Source organism: Ruania halotolerans (genome assembly GCF_021049285.1).
GTDB classification, from domain to species: Bacteria; Actinomycetota; Actinomycetes; order Actinomycetales; family Beutenbergiaceae; genus Ruania; species Ruania halotolerans.
Genome location: NZ_CP088017.1, coordinates 3,827,221 through 3,842,629 on the forward strand (window position 1 = coordinate 3,827,221; position 15,409 = coordinate 3,842,629).

Genomic DNA, 15,409 nt, shown 5'->3' on the forward strand with positions numbered 1-15,409 from the left:
CGCTCGGCGAGTGAACAGTGACACTCCCTCTCTCGGCATCCCTGCCCTCCCCCTCCCGACGGCGGAGGTCACCGCCCTGGGCCGGCTCGCGTTCGCCGTCGGGCAACTGTTCCGGTTCGCCTGGATCGAGGTGCAGTGCTGCCTGTTCCCGATCGCGATCTTCGCCGGGCTCGCGCTGACCTCCGTGGTGGATCTGCCCATCCCGCGGTACGACGCGCTGCTGATCTATGCGCTCGCGCTGACCGGGGTGTTCTACCTGCTCAAGCTGGAGACCGGCCGGGAGGTGGCCGTGATCGGAGCCTTCCACCTGATCGGGTTGGCGCTGGAGATCTTCAAGGTGTCCATCGGTTCGTGGTCCTACCCCGACGACGGGGTGCTCCGGGTGGCAGGCGTGCCGCTGTACTCGGGATTCATGTACGCGGCCGTGGGGTCCTACATCTGCCAGGCCTTCCGCCGGTTCGACCTGCGGGTGAATCAGTTTCCGGTCGTGCCCACAGTGATACTGGCGATCGCCGCCTACCTGAACTTCTTCACCCACCATGTGATCGCGGACCTGCGCTGGGCGATCGCCGCGGGCTTCGTGGTGGTGCTGTGGCGGTCGCGGGTCTCGTTCACGGTCGGGTCGCGGCGGTATGGGCTGCCGCTGAGTGTGAGCTTCGTGCTGATCGGCTTCTTCCTCTGGGTGGCCGAGAATGCCGCCACCTTCCTTGGCGCGTGGGCCTACCCGAACCAGGCACAGATCTGGGAGATGGTGCACGCCGGCAAGTGGGGCTCGTGGGCGCTGCTGGTGAGCCTGAGCTTTGTGCTGGTGGCCGCGGTGAAGATGCGCGAAGGCAAGTTCTACGGCGAACCCGGCGCTACGCCGTCGGTGCGAACGCACTGAACCGACTCCTCGCATGCGCCCGGCAGCGTGAGTCAGGCCGCGGCGCTGACCTCGATGAGGGTGTTCCACGGGTCCTCGAACCGCACGGTGGCGCCGTCGTGGCGGCCCTTGACGCCCGCGAGACGCAACCGGTCGGTGAGCGCCACGACGTCGTCGGTGGTGGGCACCTCGATGCTCACCTGACCCAGCCCGAGTGTGGCGGCGCGCGGGCCGGCACCGGCGGAGTTCCAGGTGTTCATCCCGATGTGGTGGTGATAGCCGCCGGCAGCGATGAACAGCGCTTGGCGGCCGAACGCGGCCATCACCTCGAAGCCGAGCGTGTCCACATAGAAGGCCCTGGCCGTCGCGATGTCGCCCACCTGCAGGTGCACATGCCCGATGACGGCGTCCGGCACGTTGGTCTGCCCGGAAGGTGATGCCGGGGCGGCCTGGGTAGCCGGGGCGAGGTGCGCACGCACGAAGGCGTTCGGATCGAGCGGGAGGGAGTCCATCTGCACCCCTCCGCCGGCGGTGCGGGCCCACTGCTCGCGGGGGCGGTCCACGTACAACTCGACGCCGTTGCCCTCTGGGTCGTCGAAGTAGAACGCCTCGGAGACGAGGTGGTCGGCGGAGCCGGTGAAACTGGCCGGGGCAAACTGCGCCACGCTCACCAGCGCCTGGGCAAGGCTCGCGCGGTCGGCGAACAGGATGGCGGTGTGGAACAGACCGGCATCACGCCGGGAAAACGTGGGCAGATCGCGTTCAGCGCGCATCCGCATGATCGGCGTGCTGCCACGGCCGAGGACGGCGGTGGGCCCGGTGTGCTCGAGCACGTCCAGTCCGATGCCGGTGGCGTAGTAGCGAATCATCGCATCCAGATCGCGCACGAGCAGGTTCACGGTGCCCATCGCGGTGTCCTGAGCCAGTCGGTCGGTCATTGCACTCTCCATAGTTGATCGTTCAACTATCGCAGAGAGATGGCACAACGGCAACCCCACCATCGCGACGGGGTCGATGGCGTCGAGACACTCAGTCCTCGCTGCCGTCTTGCTGCGCCTGACCTCGCCGACTGAGCCACGCGACGAGCGGGACGAGCGGTCGGAACAGACGACGCATGACCGGGCCGGGGAACCACGGATGACGTTCTTCCCGCCACACCCGAGCACGCGGGTGCTCCCGGGTGAGGACGCTGTAGGGATGATCGTTGCGCGGTCGCGAGGTGTACACCTCGATCGCTCTCAGGTGTTTGGTGTTGACGTATCCGTACTGACTAGGGCTCACGAGGCGCACCGGCGCACCATGCGCAGGTGTCAGCGGGCGCCCATGGAGCCGGGTCGCGATGAGCACGTCATCGGCGAGAGCATCGTCAAGTCGGAGGATCGCGCGGTAGTCGTCATGACCGACGAAGCCCAGGTGGGTCACCGCGGTTCGCTGCGTCAACCGCGGTTCGATCACCGAGCGATAGAAAGCGGCGAAGGTCACGCCACCCCACCGCAGTCGCGTGGCGGACCAGCCGGCCACGCAATGGAAGTTCTCGGTCCGCTCGACCTGCGGAAGTTGATCCAGTTCCGCCAGGGGGATCGAGTACTCCGCGCCAATGGCGCCGCTGATGGTCAGCGTCGGATCGGCGGGGATCTGCGGGGGTGGGTGGTGCAGATGGGTCCCGAAGCGCGGAAATCCGGCGATGCGGCGCTGACCGGGCGGAAGGTCGTCGCGGCCGCGTCGAGCTCGCGCATCCGGGATCTCCTCAGATCTCGATGTCATGACTCCAGGTCCTTCGTGACCGTGAGCGGCATGTGCCGGACTCTGGTGGTGTGCATTGCAGGAGGCGAGGCCATGGACCCACCATGCGGCCGCCGTCACGCCGGCGTATCGCCCGCAGGTCGCGACCACCTCATCCTCGAGGATGAACTCAGCGGGGCCGCACGATGCCTGTCTCGTAGGCGAGCACCACAGCCTGGACCCGATCACGCAAGCCGAGTTTGGTGAGCACGTGCCCGACATGAGTCTTCACCGTGGCCTCCGAGAGGTGCACGCGGCGGGCGATCTCGGCGTTGCTGTCACCGGTGGCGAGCTCGAGCAACATCTCCAGTTCACGCGGAGTGAGCCGCTCGCGGATTTCCTCAGCCCGCCCCTCGCCCACCGGAACCGACCGAGCAACGTGCTCGATCAGCCTGCGCGTGGTTGACGGCGCCACCACCGCGTGGCCGGCGTACACCGTGCGGATCGCTGCGACGACCTCTTCGGCGCGGGCGTCCTTGAGCAGGAAGGCGCTGGCCCCGGCCCGGAGCGCGGGAAAGGCATAGTCGTCCAGATCGAAGGTGGTTAGCGCCATCACCCGGGTGCGCGGAAACTCCCGCGTGATGGCCGCGGTTGCCTCGATCCCGTCCAACCGGGGCATCCGAATATCCATCAGCAGCACGTCCACCCGCCGACTCCGCACCATCGCGATGGCCTCATACCCGTCGGCCGCCTCACCCACCAGACTCAAGTCGGGCTGGCTCTCCACCATCATCCGCAGCGCTGAGCGCATCAGTTCCTGATCGTCGACGATGCCGACGCGGATCTCCTCCCTCACCTCTGATCCGACCTCAGTCATCGCGACCTCCCCACGGCAGCCTCGCCCACACTCGCCATCCGTCCTCGGTGGGACCACACGCCAGGTCGCCGCCGACAGCCTCGACCCGCTCCCGCATTCCCGTGAGTCCGCGGCCTGGATCCGCGGGCGCGGCGCGGCCGCCGTCGTTGCTCACCTCGACCACACAGTCACCGTTGCTCGCCGCGAGCTGGACCCGAGCCGACGCCTCGGGACCAGCATGACGAGTGACGTTGGTGAGCGCTTCCTGCACCAGGCGGTAGGCCGTGAGCGCGACCATCGGTGAGCCGCCGGGCGGCAGAGCGCCGGAGAACTCCACAGGCAGACCCGTCGCCCGCATGGCCTCCACCAAGTCCGGCAGTTCGCTGCCGCCAGGCTGTGCGTGCACGGGCGCCTCACCATCGCGAAGGACTCCGAGCAGACCGCGCATCTCCTCGAGCGCCCCGCGCCCGGTGCCGCCGATCGTCTCGAGGATCTGCGACGCTCGGCCCGGGTCGTTGACCACCACCAGCCGGCCCGCCTCCGCATGGCTGACCACGACAGCCAGCGAGTGCGCGACCACATCGTGCATCTCACGCGCGATCCGGCGGCGTTCGTCGGCCGCTGCCCGTGCGGCCACTTCGGACACCCACGCCGAGCGCACGGCACGGAACCGGCCGAGCGCCCAGGCAGACATCGTTCCGCCAAGGGCGGCAGTGATCACCATCAGCTGGAACACCCAGTCCGCCACCCCAGCGAGGGTGAAGCTCCACACTCGGACCAGCGTCACCAGGCATCCGACCAGGCCGATAGCCAGCGCAATGGGCGGCCACGGGCGGGGCGCGTGCGCGCTCACGCCGTACAGAACCACGAAGTAGCAGAAGACGCTCGGGAGAAAGACCGCGGCAAACTCTCCCCCGACGGCTGCCGCCGTGGGTCCGCCCAGATCGGGCGCCACCACGAAGGCGAGCATCACCGACGCGGCCACCGTGTAGGCCGGTATCGGCCAGCGGCGCGCACCGAACACACTGGCGTGCAGCATGACCAGCGCGGTGAGCAGGGCGCTCGTCCAGCCGGAGCCCACACCCGCTTCCCGCACCGAGGACCAGGAGATCGGCAGCACGACGAGTGCGAGGAGTGCGGCGAGCGCCACCTGCCCGGCGTCCGCCAGCCAGCGCGGCCCAGGTTCGAGCGTCTCCGCCGCAGCGTCAGGACGCACAGGATCAGGGGGCACAGAGTCAAGGTATGCGGGAAACCGCCTCTCGCCCAGCCTCTGCGGTCGCGCAGATTCACCCGCAACCCTCGAGTCAGTACACGTTTGGCTGTACTATCGACGGATGCGCACCGGTCCCGTCCTTCCTCACACCACCGCAGAGCCCCCGGTCGATGCGACGGCCTCACCTGTCACGCTCACTCACACCGCCGCGGTCGCGCGGCTCGGGCACGCCCTCTCCGACCACACCCGCACCCGGATCCTGCTCGCACTCCGGGAAGCGCCGGCGTGCCCCTCTGACCTCGCCGAGGCGTTGGACGTCTCGCGGCAGGTGATGTCCAACCAGCTCACCTGCCTGCGCGGGTGCGGACTCGTGGAATCCGTCAAGGAAGGGCGCCGCACCTGGTACCGGCTGGCCGATGACCACATCGCCGCCATGCTCACCGGCCTCCTCGATCTGACCCTCGCCGTGGACCCGGCCTGCTGCGGAGCGGAGTGCACCTGCTCATGACGTCACTCCCGCTCGCGCCCCGCCCGCTCGACCCTGCCCGACGCTCGGTATTGGAAGGCCGGATCCGCTGGATCGTGGCGGTGACCATCACCTACAACGTGATCGAAGCCATCGTCGCGATCACCGCCGGCCGGATGGCTTCCTCGGCGGCTCTGGTGGGCTTCGGCCTCGACTCGGCCGTGGAAGTACTCTCCGCCGCCGCCGTGGCCTGGCAGTTCCGCGCCCCGGATCCGCACTCCCGCGAGACGATCACACTGCGAGTGATCGCGTTCTCCTTCTTCGGCCTCGCAGTGTTCGTCACGGTCGATGCGATCCGCACGCTGCTGGGTGCCGCCGAACCGGAACACTCCACGATCGGGATCGTGCTCGCCGCAGTCAGCCTGGCAGTGATGCCGATCCTCTCCTGGTTCGAACGCCGCACCGGGCGTGAACTCGGCTCCGCCTCAGCCGTGGCCGACTCCAAACAGACCCTGCTGTGCACCTATCTCTCCGCCGTGCTGCTCGCGGGCCTCATGCTCAACTCCACTCTCGGATGGACCTGGGCCGACCCGCTGGCTGCCCTCGTGATCGCCGCCGTGGCGGTGAAGGAGGGTATCGAGGCCTGGCGCGGGGACGCCTGCTGCCACGTGCCGCCGGGCACGGCCACATCGACGGCGAGCGCCACCGAGCCCGGATGCACGGACGGGTGCTGTACGTCGGACTGAGGCCCCTCAAGCCCTCAGCCGCTCACTCGCTCATTCGCTCATTCGCTCAGCCACTCAGGGTCTCGGGTCCCCCGGCCCTCCGGCAGACTGAACCCCGATGACTTCTCTTGACGCGCCCCTGGCCGTTCTCGGACTCGGCGCCGCCGGCAGCTCTGCCCTGTGGCGTGCCGCCGCCCGCGGCGCCGACGTGATCGGATTCGAACAACACACCCCAGGGCATCCGCACGGATCCTCACACGGGCACAGCCGCCTGTTCCGCACCGCACTGGTGGAAGGTCCGCAGTACGTGGGGCTGGCCCAGCACGCCCAGCGGTTGTGGCGCGAGCTCGAGCAGGTCACCGGCACCGAGTTGCTCACGCTGTGCGGTGGCCTGTTCCTCGGCCCGGAACAGGGCCGGTTGCTGCCGCCGATCCTGGAGACGATCCGCGCTCACGACCTCCCGCACGAACTCCTGGACGCCGCAGCGGTTCGGTCCCGATTCGACCAGCACACCATCGACGACGGCACCGCCGGTGTGCTCGATCCCGGCACCGGAGTGGTGCGCGCGGAAGCGGGGATTCACGCGGCGGTGCGGGCCGCCGTCGGGCTCGGTGCCCAGGTGCGCACCGGTGAACGAATCACTGCCGTGGAGCCGGTCGATACGGGCGTCGAGGTGCACAGCACCGGGCTCGACGGTCCGCGCACCTGGCGGTTCGGACGGGTCATCATGGCCACGGGCGCGTGGACGCCCTCGCTGCTGCCGGCGTTGACCGTGCCCATGCAGGTACGCCGCACCCTGCTCACCTGGTTCGGCGCGCCGGATGCCGCGCGCTTCGGCCCGGACCGGTTCGGGGTGTTCCTGCACGAGGCGGACGGGTACCTGGCGTGGGGTGCACCGGTGCTGGAGGGGTATGGGGTGAAGGTGGGCCTGCACGATCTGGTGGTGCCCGCCGTCGACGATCCGAGCACCAATCCGCTCGAGGTGGCCCCACACGAATGGGCCGAGGTGGCCGGGTGGGTTTCTCGACGCCTGCCGGACCTGGACGCCGGCGACGTGCGCGCCGAAGGGTGCATGTACACGCACACCCCTGATGAGGCGTTCAGCATCGGCGCCCCGGCCGCCTACCCCGGTGTGGTGCTGGCCGCCGCCTGCTCCGGGCACGGTTTCAAACACGCGACGGCGGTGGGGGACGCCGCCGCAGCCCTCGCCGTGGACGAGGAGCCCCCAGTGGATCTGGCCCCGTTCTCCCCGGACCGCTTCAGCTGAGCACGACGGCGCGGGTCCTGTCGATCTGCAGGGTGACCGAATCGCCCGGGTCGAGATGACCCGTGCCGGTCACCACTGCGGTGACTTCACCCCACGCGGGCACATCCACCCGGGCCGTCGGCCTCCCGCGGCTGAACCCGGTGGCCACCACCCGTCCGGACACCGCATCCACCACCTGTTCCCCCACCACCTGCTGACGTGGCACCACACGAGCGTCACGATCGTCCTCACCTGGGTGTGGTGACAGCTCAGCGGAGGGGGTGGCGGCAGCGAGGCCGAGCGCACCGGGACCGAGTGCAAGAGTCTGCCCGTGGTGCTCAACCACCCGGTACCCCAGAAAACGTGCGACGTCGGCATCGCCGGGCGCGGCCCAGAGCTCGGCCGGGGTGCCGACCTGCACGAGGCGTCCCTGCCGCATCACCGCCACCCGGTCGGCCACGGCGAAGGCCTCGTCGTGATCGTGAGTCACGTACATCGCTGTGATGCCGGTGTTGGTCAGGATTCGCCGTAGCTCCACGGAGAGGTTCTCGCGCAGTTCCCGGTCCAGCGCAGAAAGCGGCTCATCCAGGAGCAGCAGCCGAGGGCGCGGTGCCAGTGCGCGAGCCAAAGCCACCCGCTGCTGCTCCCCACCGGAGAGTGAGGAGATCGGGCGGCCATCGAAGCCAGCCAGCCCCACCAGATCGAGGAGCTCGGCCACCCGGTCCACCCGTTCGGTCTGGGGCACTCGAGCCATCCGCAACCCGAACTCCACATTGCCGGCCACGTCCCGGTGCGGGAACAACTGCCCGTCCTGGAACATCAGCCCGAATCCGCGCCGATGCACCGGCACCCCAGTCAGGTCCACGCCGTCCCATCGCACAGCCCCCGCCGTCAGCGCCTCCAGACCAGCCACGGCACGCAGCAGCGAGGACTTCCCGCACCCGGACGGACCGAGCACGGCGACCACCTCACCGGCGGCGACGTCCAGATCCACCCCCGCGACCGCCGTCGTGGACCCGTACCGGACCTCGGCTCCCTGCACACTCAGCGCCATCGATCCACCTCCATCACGCGTTGCCACATTCTGTTGCCCCGGCCACGCACCGAGCGACAGATCGGGGCAATGCACCACCTAGAGCTCACCGGCGTGCTCCCCTCGCAGACGTTCCGCGAGCCCCATCACTCCTGCAGTGAGCAGAGCGAGCAGCACCGACGCCGCGAGCGCCATCCCGTAGTTCTCCGCTCCGGGGCGCCCGATCAGGCGGAAGATGACCACAGGCAGGGTGGGCCGGTCCGGGCGGGCGAGGAACGCCGTGGCCCCGAACTCCCCGAGGGAGACGGCGAAGGCGAACCCGATCGCCAGACCCGCCGAGCGGATCAGGAACGGCAGATCCACGGCCGTCAGCACCCGGCCCGGGGAGGCACCGAGCACGGCCGCAACCTCTCGCAGGCGCGGGTCGATCGCGCGCAGCACCGGCAGCACCACCCGGACCACCAGCGGCATCGCCACGATCGCCTGCGCGATCGGGATCAGCACCGGCGAGGAGCGCAGATCCAGCGGCGGCGTATCCAGGCTGATCAGGAACCCGAATCCCACAGTCACGGCGGACACCCCGAGCGGGAGCATCACCAGGCCGTCCATCCATCCGATCGCACGGCGTGCGGCCAGGTGGCGCGGCCGGCGGGAGAGCACCAGCGCCACCAGCACGCCCATCACCACGGCCAGCACCGTGGCGTCCACGGCGATTCGCAGCGAGTTCGCAGCTGCCTCCCACACCGTCACGGTGAGGGCGTTGTCGCCGCCCGTGGTGCCGAGCGCCACGTAGTTGCCCAGGCCCCAGCCCGACGGCGTCCGGAGCGACCGGACCACCAACGTTGCGATGGGCAGCAGTACCAGCAGGCCCACCACGACGGCGGTCGCGGCAGTGGGCAGCAGATCGGGCCCTGGCCGGTGGTGCTGCCACAACCGGAGCGGGGTGGGCCTGGTGCTGGTCGACTGCAGCCGGAGGGCGCGTTCACGCCGGTGCCTGGCCCGGGAGAACAGGGCCAGCGAGCCGGCCACCACCACCAACTGCGCCACGGAGAGCACGGCGGCGGTGCGCAGATCGAGGAACTGGGTGGTCTGGATCCAGATCTCGGTCTCGATGGTGCCGAACTGCACCCCACCGAGCACGAGCACCACCCCGAATGCGGTGGCGCAGAACAGGAACACCACGGAGGCGGCCGAGGCGATCGCGGGCATCAGCGCCGGCAGCGTCACGCCGAGGAAGGCACGGGCCGGGGAGGCGCCGAGCGCCCGTGCGGCCTGCTCGGTGCGCGGATCGAGCCGCTCCCACAGCCCCCCGACCGTGCGCACCACCACGGCGTAGTTGAAGAACACCAGCGCGAGCACGATCGCGGCGAACGTGCCGTCCAGGCCGAGGAAGCCTAGCGGGCCGGAGTCGGCGAGCAGGGTGCGAAATGCCACGCCCACCACGACGGTCGGCAGCACGAAGGGCACCGTCACCACGGCGCGCAGCACCGCGCGGCCGGGAAAGTCGCGGCGGTAGAGCACATAGGCGCCGGGGATCCCGAGCAGCACTGCACCGGCGGTGCCGAGCACCGCCTGGGTGAGGGTGAGGCGGATGATCCGCCACGTGCGCGGGCGCGAGAACACCTCCGCGAATCCGCCGAGGTCGAGCATGCCGTCTGTGACGAACCCGCGGGCAATCAGGGAGGCGACCGGGTAGCCGAAGAAGACGCCGAGGAAGATCAGCGGGACGGCCGCGGCGAGCCCCCAGACGAGCCCCCGCGCAGCTCCGACACCCCGCCACCGACCGCCACGAACCCGACCGCTGCCGGGGCGGGGCGAGCTCACCCGATGACCGTCGCCGTCCATTCCTGGATCCACTCGTCGCGGTGGGCGTCGATCTCGGCTGGGTCGACGGAGTGCGGGTCCTCGGCAAGCGGGGCGAACTGCGTCCAGGACTCCGGCAACTCGACCTGGTCGTTGACCGGGTAGACGTACATCTGCTCCGGGATGTCGGCCTGCACCTCATCGGAGAGGAGGAAGTCGATGAACGCCTGCCCGCCCTCGGGGTTCGCCGCTCCGGCGATGACACCGGCGTATTCGATCTGCCGGAAGCAGGTACTCAGCAGGGCGCCCGTGGGTGCCTCGGTCTCACCCTCGGCTACCTCGAACGCCGGGGAGGTGGAGTAGGAGAGCACGATCGGCCGGTCCCCTTCCCCGGCGGAACCGGAGAAGTCCACCGAGTAGGCATCCGACCAGCCGTCCACCACCTTGAGGCCATTGTCGGCGAGCCCTTCCCAGTACTCGAGCCACCCGTCCTCACCGAACGCTCCGACCGTGGCGAGCAGGAAGGCCAGACCGGGGGACGACGTCGCCGGGTTGGTGACCACGAGGAGATCCTCGTATTGCTCCTCGAGCAGATCCTCGAAGGTCTCCGGTTCGTCGATTCCGGCCTCGGCGAACCACTCGTGGTCCACGTTCAAGCACACATCGCCGATGTCGATCGGGGTGAGCGCGTCCGAACCCTCGACCAGGTACTCCTCGGCGCTGGCCGGAAGCGCGGGCGAGGTGTAGGACTCGAACACGCCCTCCTCGAGGGCACGGCTGGCGAAGGAGTTGTCCACTCCGTAGGCAACGTCGCCGAGCGGGGAGTCCGCGGTGAGGATGAGCTGGTTCACCAACGCACCGCCGTCACCGGGAGCGGAGAGCTCCACCGTGTACCCGGATTCGGCCTCGAAATCGGCGATCAGTTCCTCCGAGACGTGGAAGGAGTCGTGCGTGACCACCTGCACCACGCCGCCACCCTCGCCGTCAGAGTCCTCGCTCCCGGTGCCAGTGCCGGAGTCCGAACCCGTGCCGATCACCGAGCAACCGGCCAGCGCAAGCGCCGCCACGCCGGCGAGCCCAGCGCGACCAGCGAACCGGGCCACCCCCCGTCGACCGAGCGCTGGGTTGTGCGGCATAGGTGAACCCGGACGCCGCAGAAGCCAGCGTTCGGCGCTGTGGATCGTGGGCATAGTTGTCCTCCTTGTGAGTAAGGAGGGGTAATGAGAGAAAGCTCGACTTCCTTCGCCGGTGCTAACCGGTGCAGGTTCGAGGGTCTGCGGCGAACCGCACTCTCAGCGCTTGAGCGCTCCCCTGTCGTGTCCGATTACGGTACACCGCAGCCGGAACCCTGCATGCACGGGGTGCGGGCCTGGTCGGTCGCCCGCTCGTCACTCTGCGACCACGTGCGGTGACGAGAGTTCGGGCTGCTGCGCCGCCGAAGGAATGACCCAGCCGGTGAATGGGTGACTTCGCACCCGCGGGGCTAGGGTGGGGCCAGGCGGAACACCCGATCTGAGGAGTCGCAGATGAACGTCCAGAAGGTGGTCACCACGGTGGCGGCGATCGCAGCTGGTTTCGCAGCCAACAAGCTGCTGACTGTGGGCTGGAAAGCCGCAACCGGGCACGCTCCTCCGTCCGGCGACGCCGACGATGACGAGGCGAGCCTCGGCGAGCTGGTGATATTCGCCGCGGTGAGCGGCGCGGTCATCGCGTTCTCGCGCATCATCGCCTCCCGCGGCGCCAGCAAGTGGCTCAGCGGCGGCGAGATCGCCAAGACCTGAGCATTCCGGGAGGGACACATCCCTCGGTATTGGCCCTGGTGAACCATCAGGAAGCCGCTGGGGCGCCCGCACCCCAGCGAGGTGTCGGCAGTCAGGTGCCGTGCTCAGGTGTCAGTGTTCGTCGCGCAATCGCGCGGCTTCCAGATCTTCGGTGAGTTCATCCGCAACAAGCAGGTCGGAGCGGATCTTCCCGGTGCGATAACCGGCCCGGCCCACCATGTGCGCCGCCACCGGCGCCGTGATCAGCTGGAAGATCACCACCAGGGTCACCTTCCAGGTGATCTGGCTGGAACCCAACCCGACGGCGAGGCCCGCCATCATCAGCATCAGCCCGAGCACCTGGGGTTTGGTGGCCGCGTGCATCCGCGCCAGGAGGTCGGGAAAGCGGGCAATGCCGATCGCCGCGACGAGTGTGAGGGCAGCGCCGCTGATCATGCAGACCGAGACGATCACCTGAGCGAGAGTCATGCGTCCTTCCCCCGTTCATCGCCATTCGAGGACTCCGCCGTTGACGCCGCCGACTCGCGCGATCTGCTCGACCCACTGGAGTCATCACCCTCCTGAGCCTCGCGCTCGCGCTCCCGTTCATCGGCCTTCGCCGCCTCGGCCGGGGTGAGGATTCGCCGCTCATCCTCGGGTTCAGCCGCCGCGAACCGCGCGAGCGTGACCGAACCGACAAATCCAACCAGTGCGAGCACGGTCAGCACGAGCACCAGGTCTTCCCGGCCGAACCACAACGACACCAACGCGAGGCAGCCGATCATCACGGCCACCAGCACGTCGAGGCCCACCACCCGATCGAGCATGCTTGGCCCCCGCTCGATCCGGCCCACCACGATCACGGCGGACACGGTGAGCAGCACACCGCAGATCACCATCACGATCGGGCTCATGCTGACTTCTCCTCACTGGTGCGGCGCCACCGCTTCCACGGGCGGGGTGCGATCTCGGCCGCCGCGATGTCCGCATCGCTCGCGAGCGCGTACATCACCCACTTCTCCTGCCGGAGCACATGCTGGCGGGCCTTCTCCAGCGCACCGTCCTTCGTGGCCTCGAGCACGTGCAGGTACACGGTGCCGGTGAGGCGGTGGGCCTCCACCACGATGGAGCCGGGGATGAGCGAGGTGAGTTCCGCCGTCAGGGTGAGAACGAGGTCGGATTCGGATCGTAGCTGCACGCGGATCACAGCCCCGTGCGGGGTGCTGTGTAACCGGAGCGCCTGGATCGCCACCGAGATCGAGGCGTGCACGATGTCCCAGAGGAAGGCGCCGATCAGGATGGCCGTCCCGATCACGGACCACCGGCCATCGAAGCCGACCTTCGGCATCGGGAACACCCGCAACAACAGGAAGCTCACGATCAGCCCGGTGAACACGTTCGCCACACTCGCCTCGCCCCACAGCAACACCCAGACGAGGGCCATCCAGATCGCCATCGGCCAGCGGCGCAACCAGTCCCATCGATTCGAGGCCTTCATCGCTCACCTGCCTCATCGTCGGAGGGCTCGTCGCTCGCCCGCTCGGAGGGGCGCGGATCGGCGGTCTCCGTGCCGGAAGGGTCCTCGGCGGGGTTGGTGGCGTCCTCGGCGGCACCAGAATCCTCGGCCTGCGAGGACTCACCCGCACCGCGCTCACCGTCCACGATCACCGAGTTCACGTACGGGGTGCGGGCGCGCAGGTCCCGCGCGGCCGCATCGGTGTAGGCGTACAACGGGCCACCGACGAATGCGATCAGCACCCCGATCGCCACCAGGGCGGCCGCAGGCCCGACCATGGCACGCGGCACCGTCGTCTCCGGCAGCACCTGCGGCGCCTGCTGCCAGAACGCCTTGTTCCAGGCCTTGACCACCGCGTAGAGGGTGAGCAAGGAGGTGCCGAGCCCGACGGCGACCCCTGCGATGGCCAGGCCGCTTCCGTCCGCGAGGCCCGCCTGCAGCAGCCCGACCTTGCCGAGGAAGCCGGACATCGGCGGGATCCCGGCGAGATTCATCGCTGAGACGAAGAACAGCACGCCCAGCACGGGCGCCACCTTGGCGAGCGATCCGAGCCGGTCCAATGAGGTGCTGCCGCCGCGCCGTTCGATGAGCCCGGCCACGAGGAACAGGGCCGTCTGCACGGTGATGTGGTGCGCCACATAGAAGATGGCCGCGGACAGGCCCACATCGCTGGCCAGCGAGATGCCGAAGATCATGTAGCCGATGTGGCTGACCAGGGTGAACGAGAGCAGGCGTTTGATGTCGTCCTGGGCCACGGCACCGGCAATGCCGACGAGCATGGTCAGCACTGCCAGCACCATCAGGATGGTGTCCAGGGTGCCGTCGGTGAAGAGCAACGTCTGGGCGCGGATGATCGCGTAGACGCCCACCTTGGTGAGCAGCCCGGCGAAGACGGCGGTGACCGGGGCAGGCGCCGTGGGATAGGAGTCCGGAAGCCAGGCCGAGAGGGGGAACACCGCGGCCTTGATGGCGAACCCCATCAGCAGCATGATCTGCAACACCGTGCGCAGCCCGGCATCCAGTTCGATGATCCGCTCGGAGAGCTGGGCGAGGTTCAGGGTCCCGAGCGCGGCGTAGATCATTGCGATCGAGATGAGGAACAGGATCGAGGAGAGCAGCGAGACGATCACGTAGATCGATCCCGCTCGAATCCGCTCGCCCGTTCCACCCAGGGTGAGCAGCACGAAGCTCGCTGCGAGCAGTACCTCGAAACCGACGTACAAGTTGAACAGATCTCCGGAGAGGAACGCCGTGGCTACCCCGGCGGCGAGCACCAGGTACGTGGGGTGGAAGATCGCGACCGGTGCACCCTTACTCCCATCGGCCAGCCCTTGGGCGAGGGAATAGGCGAGCACGCCGAGCAGTACCACCGCCGAGACCAGCAACATCAGGGCGGAGAGCCGGTCGGCCACCAGGGCGATCCCCACCGGCACCGCCCAGCCACCCACGTTCACCACCTGCGGACCCTGGGTGTGGGTGACGAAGATGAGCACGATGGACACCCCGAGCACCGCCGTCAGCGCGACCATCGAGATGATGCCCTGGGCACGGTTGCGCTTGGAGAGGGCGAGCGCCAGGCCGGCGGCGATCATCGGGATGATCACCGGCAATGAGACCAGCCACGTCATCGGGCACCTCCGCCTGATCCGGCTGACGGGTCGCCAACCGACGGGTCGCGAGGTTCGGTGGCGTCAGCGGAGACCTCGTCGTCATCGGCGGCGAGCTGGGCACCATGGTGCGAGGAATCCAGCCCGACTTTCTCGGTCTCGTCGCGTGCCTCTGCGGCCTCGGCGGCGAGATCGGTGCCGAGATCGTCGGCGCGGGAGTCGATCTCGTCGCGCGCGGCCCGTTGAGCGATCCTGCGGTCCTCGAGGTCGTCTTGCACTTCGTCATGGCCGTGCAGTTGCCAGGACCGGTACGCCATGGCGAGGACGAACGCCGTCAGGCCGAGGTTGATCACGATGGCAGTGAGTACCAGCGCCTGCGGCAACGGGTCGCTCATCTGCTCCGGTTCGGTCGTGCCGATCAGTGGCGGACCGCCGGCCGCCCCACCGGCGATCAGGAACAACACGTTCACACCGTTGCTGATCAGCGTCACGCCGATCACCACCCGGGACAGGCTCCGCTCCAGCAGCAGGTAGACCCCCGTGCCCACCAGCACACCGACCACGCCAACCAGTGCGAGCGAGGGACTCATCTCGATGCTC

General features: G+C 68.8%; 17 protein-coding genes and 1 riboswitch. Of the genes, 5 read left to right on the top strand and 12 right to left on the bottom strand.

Going from position 1 to position 15,409, the window contains the following annotated elements:
• Positions 1-10 precede the first annotated feature (10 nt).
• Positions 11-883 (top strand): DUF817 domain-containing protein, encoded by an 873-nt coding sequence (locus tag LQF10_RS17325; protein ID WP_231065058.1) that lies wholly within the window; start codon positions 11-13, stop codon positions 881-883.
• A gap of 32 nt (positions 884-915) precedes the next feature.
• Here the strand turns inward: LQF10_RS17325 and LQF10_RS17330 are convergent, their stop codons facing one another.
• The 4 genes from LQF10_RS17330 to LQF10_RS17345 all read right to left on the bottom strand — a co-directional run bounded on the left by LQF10_RS17330 (position 916) and on the right by LQF10_RS17345 (position 4,671).
• Positions 916-1,800 carry a VOC family protein gene (locus LQF10_RS17330; RefSeq protein WP_231065059.1) on the bottom strand — a complete coding sequence of 295 codons (885 nt, stop codon included), beginning with the start codon at positions 1,798-1,800 and terminating at the stop codon, positions 916-918.
• Between the two features lie 91 nt (positions 1,801-1,891).
• Positions 1,892-2,626, bottom strand: coding sequence for a molybdopterin-dependent oxidoreductase (locus tag LQF10_RS17335; protein ID WP_231065060.1), 735 nt, complete (start codon positions 2,624-2,626; stop codon positions 1,892-1,894).
• Positions 2,627-2,774: 148 nt separating this feature from the next.
• A complete protein-coding gene (locus LQF10_RS17340) occupies positions 2,775-3,461 on the bottom strand; it encodes a response regulator transcription factor (protein WP_231065061.1) in 687 nt (228 codons plus the stop codon).
• Entirely contained in the window at positions 3,454-4,671 is a 1,218-nt protein-coding gene (locus LQF10_RS17345) for a sensor histidine kinase (protein WP_231065062.1), read from the bottom strand. Before LQF10_RS17345 ends, LQF10_RS17340 begins: the two co-directional genes overlap by 8 nt.
• 103 nt (positions 4,672-4,774) lie before the next feature.
• Between LQF10_RS17345 and LQF10_RS17350 the strand changes: the two genes are divergently transcribed.
• The 3 genes from LQF10_RS17350 (at position 4,775) to solA (ending at position 7,111) form a co-directional block, all read left to right on the top strand.
• Positions 4,775-5,161: an ArsR/SmtB family transcription factor gene (locus LQF10_RS17350; RefSeq protein ID WP_231065063.1), complete on the top strand. Its 387-nt coding sequence runs from the start codon at positions 4,775-4,777 to the stop codon at positions 5,159-5,161.
• A complete protein-coding gene (locus LQF10_RS17355; protein WP_231065064.1) occupies positions 5,158-5,865 on the top strand; it encodes a cation diffusion facilitator family transporter in 708 nt (235 codons plus the stop codon). The genes LQF10_RS17350 and LQF10_RS17355 overlap by 4 nt, the downstream gene beginning before the upstream one ends.
• 97 nt (positions 5,866-5,962) lie before the next feature.
• Positions 5,963-7,111 carry an N-methyl-L-tryptophan oxidase gene (gene solA, locus LQF10_RS17360; protein WP_231065065.1) on the top strand — a complete coding sequence of 383 codons (1,149 nt, stop codon included), beginning with the start codon at positions 5,963-5,965 and terminating at the stop codon, positions 7,109-7,111.
• Here solA and LQF10_RS17365 read toward each other — a convergent pair.
• The 3 genes from LQF10_RS17365 to LQF10_RS17375 all read right to left on the bottom strand — a co-directional run bounded on the left by LQF10_RS17365 (position 7,104) and on the right by LQF10_RS17375 (position 11,116).
• Positions 7,104-8,144 (bottom strand): ABC transporter ATP-binding protein, encoded by a 1,041-nt coding sequence (locus tag LQF10_RS17365; RefSeq protein ID WP_231065066.1) that lies wholly within the window; start codon positions 8,142-8,144, stop codon positions 7,104-7,106. The genes solA and LQF10_RS17365 overlap by 8 nt on opposite strands.
• 78 nt (positions 8,145-8,222) lie before the next feature.
• Entirely contained in the window at positions 8,223-9,968 is a 1,746-nt protein-coding gene (locus tag LQF10_RS17370) for an ABC transporter permease (protein WP_435531413.1), read from the bottom strand.
• Complete coding sequence (locus tag LQF10_RS17375; protein ID WP_231065067.1) at positions 9,944-11,116, bottom strand: thiamine ABC transporter substrate-binding protein; 1,173 nt, start codon at positions 11,114-11,116, stop codon at positions 9,944-9,946. Before LQF10_RS17375 ends, LQF10_RS17370 begins: the two co-directional genes overlap by 25 nt.
• 30 nt (positions 11,117-11,146) lie before the next feature.
• Positions 11,147-11,249, bottom strand: a riboswitch (TPP riboswitch).
• 203 nt (positions 11,250-11,452) lie between these two features.
• On the opposite strand from LQF10_RS17375, the gene LQF10_RS17380 reads away from it, so the two are divergent.
• Positions 11,453-11,707: a DUF4235 domain-containing protein gene (locus LQF10_RS17380; protein WP_231065068.1), complete on the top strand. Its 255-nt coding sequence runs from the start codon at positions 11,453-11,455 to the stop codon at positions 11,705-11,707.
• A 111-nt stretch (positions 11,708-11,818) separates the two neighbouring features.
• On the opposite strand, the gene mnhG is transcribed toward LQF10_RS17380, so the two are convergent.
• The 5 genes from mnhG to LQF10_RS17405 are packed head-to-tail and all read right to left on the bottom strand — an operon-like array spanning position 11,819 to position 15,399.
• Positions 11,819-12,175, bottom strand: a complete 357-nt coding sequence (gene mnhG, locus LQF10_RS17385; protein ID WP_231065069.1) for a monovalent cation/H(+) antiporter subunit G — start codon at positions 12,173-12,175, stop codon at positions 11,819-11,821.
• Positions 12,172-12,600, bottom strand: coding sequence for an MrpF/PhaF family protein (locus tag LQF10_RS17390; protein ID WP_231065070.1), 429 nt, complete (start codon positions 12,598-12,600; stop codon positions 12,172-12,174). The genes mnhG and LQF10_RS17390 overlap by 4 nt, the downstream gene beginning before the upstream one ends.
• Positions 12,597-13,184, bottom strand: a complete 588-nt coding sequence (locus tag LQF10_RS17395) for a Na+/H+ antiporter subunit E (protein WP_231065071.1) — start codon at positions 13,182-13,184, stop codon at positions 12,597-12,599. Before LQF10_RS17395 ends, LQF10_RS17390 begins: the two co-directional genes overlap by 4 nt.
• The gene (locus tag LQF10_RS17400) at positions 13,181-14,830 is read right to left on the bottom strand and encodes a Na+/H+ antiporter subunit D (RefSeq protein ID WP_231065072.1); all 1,650 of its coding nucleotides are present in this window, start codon (positions 14,828-14,830) and stop codon (positions 13,181-13,183) included. The genes LQF10_RS17395 and LQF10_RS17400 overlap by 4 nt, the downstream gene beginning before the upstream one ends.
• Complete coding sequence (locus LQF10_RS17405) at positions 14,827-15,399, bottom strand: Na(+)/H(+) antiporter subunit C (protein ID WP_231065073.1); 573 nt, start codon at positions 15,397-15,399, stop codon at positions 14,827-14,829. Before LQF10_RS17405 ends, LQF10_RS17400 begins: the two co-directional genes overlap by 4 nt.
• Positions 15,400-15,409: the final 10 nt, after the last annotated feature.

What these genes read in the sequence shown, in the direction of transcription:
- LQF10_RS17330 (WP_231065059.1), bottom strand. Translation starts at nt 1,800, where the DNA reads ATGACCGACCGACTGGCTCAGGACACCGCGATGGGCACCGTGAACCTG.
- LQF10_RS17335 (WP_231065060.1), bottom strand. Translation starts at nt 2,626, where the DNA reads ATGACATCGAGATCTGAGGAGATCCCGGATGCGCGAGCTCGACGCGGC.
- LQF10_RS17340 (WP_231065061.1), bottom strand. Translation starts at nt 3,461, where the DNA reads ATGACTGAGGTCGGATCAGAGGTGAGGGAGGAGATCCGCGTCGGCATC.
- LQF10_RS17350 (WP_231065063.1), top strand. Translation starts at nt 4,775, where the DNA reads ATGCGCACCGGTCCCGTCCTTCCTCACACCACCGCAGAGCCCCCGGTC.
- LQF10_RS17355 (WP_231065064.1), top strand. Translation starts at nt 5,158, where the DNA reads ATGACGTCACTCCCGCTCGCGCCCCGCCCGCTCGACCCTGCCCGACGC.
- solA (WP_231065065.1), top strand. Translation starts at nt 5,963, where the DNA reads ATGACTTCTCTTGACGCGCCCCTGGCCGTTCTCGGACTCGGCGCCGCC.
- LQF10_RS17365 (WP_231065066.1), bottom strand. Translation starts at nt 8,144, where the DNA reads ATGGCGCTGAGTGTGCAGGGAGCCGAGGTCCGGTACGGGTCCACGACG.
- LQF10_RS17370 (WP_435531413.1), bottom strand. Translation starts at nt 9,968, where the DNA reads ATGGACGGCGACGGTCATCGGGTGAGCTCGCCCCGCCCCGGCAGCGGT.
- LQF10_RS17375 (WP_231065067.1), bottom strand. Translation starts at nt 11,116, where the DNA reads ATGCCCACGATCCACAGCGCCGAACGCTGGCTTCTGCGGCGTCCGGGT.
- LQF10_RS17380 (WP_231065068.1), top strand. Translation starts at nt 11,453, where the DNA reads ATGAACGTCCAGAAGGTGGTCACCACGGTGGCGGCGATCGCAGCTGGT.
- mnhG (WP_231065069.1), bottom strand. Translation starts at nt 12,175, where the DNA reads ATGACTCTCGCTCAGGTGATCGTCTCGGTCTGCATGATCAGCGGCGCT.
- LQF10_RS17390 (WP_231065070.1), bottom strand. Translation starts at nt 12,600, where the DNA reads ATGAGCCCGATCGTGATGGTGATCTGCGGTGTGCTGCTCACCGTGTCC.
- LQF10_RS17395 (WP_231065071.1), bottom strand. Translation starts at nt 13,184, where the DNA reads ATGAAGGCCTCGAATCGATGGGACTGGTTGCGCCGCTGGCCGATGGCG.
- LQF10_RS17400 (WP_231065072.1), bottom strand. Translation starts at nt 14,830, where the DNA reads ATGACGTGGCTGGTCTCATTGCCGGTGATCATCCCGATGATCGCCGCC.
- LQF10_RS17405 (WP_231065073.1), bottom strand. Translation starts at nt 15,399, where the DNA reads ATGAGTCCCTCGCTCGCACTGGTTGGCGTGGTCGGTGTGCTGGTGGGC.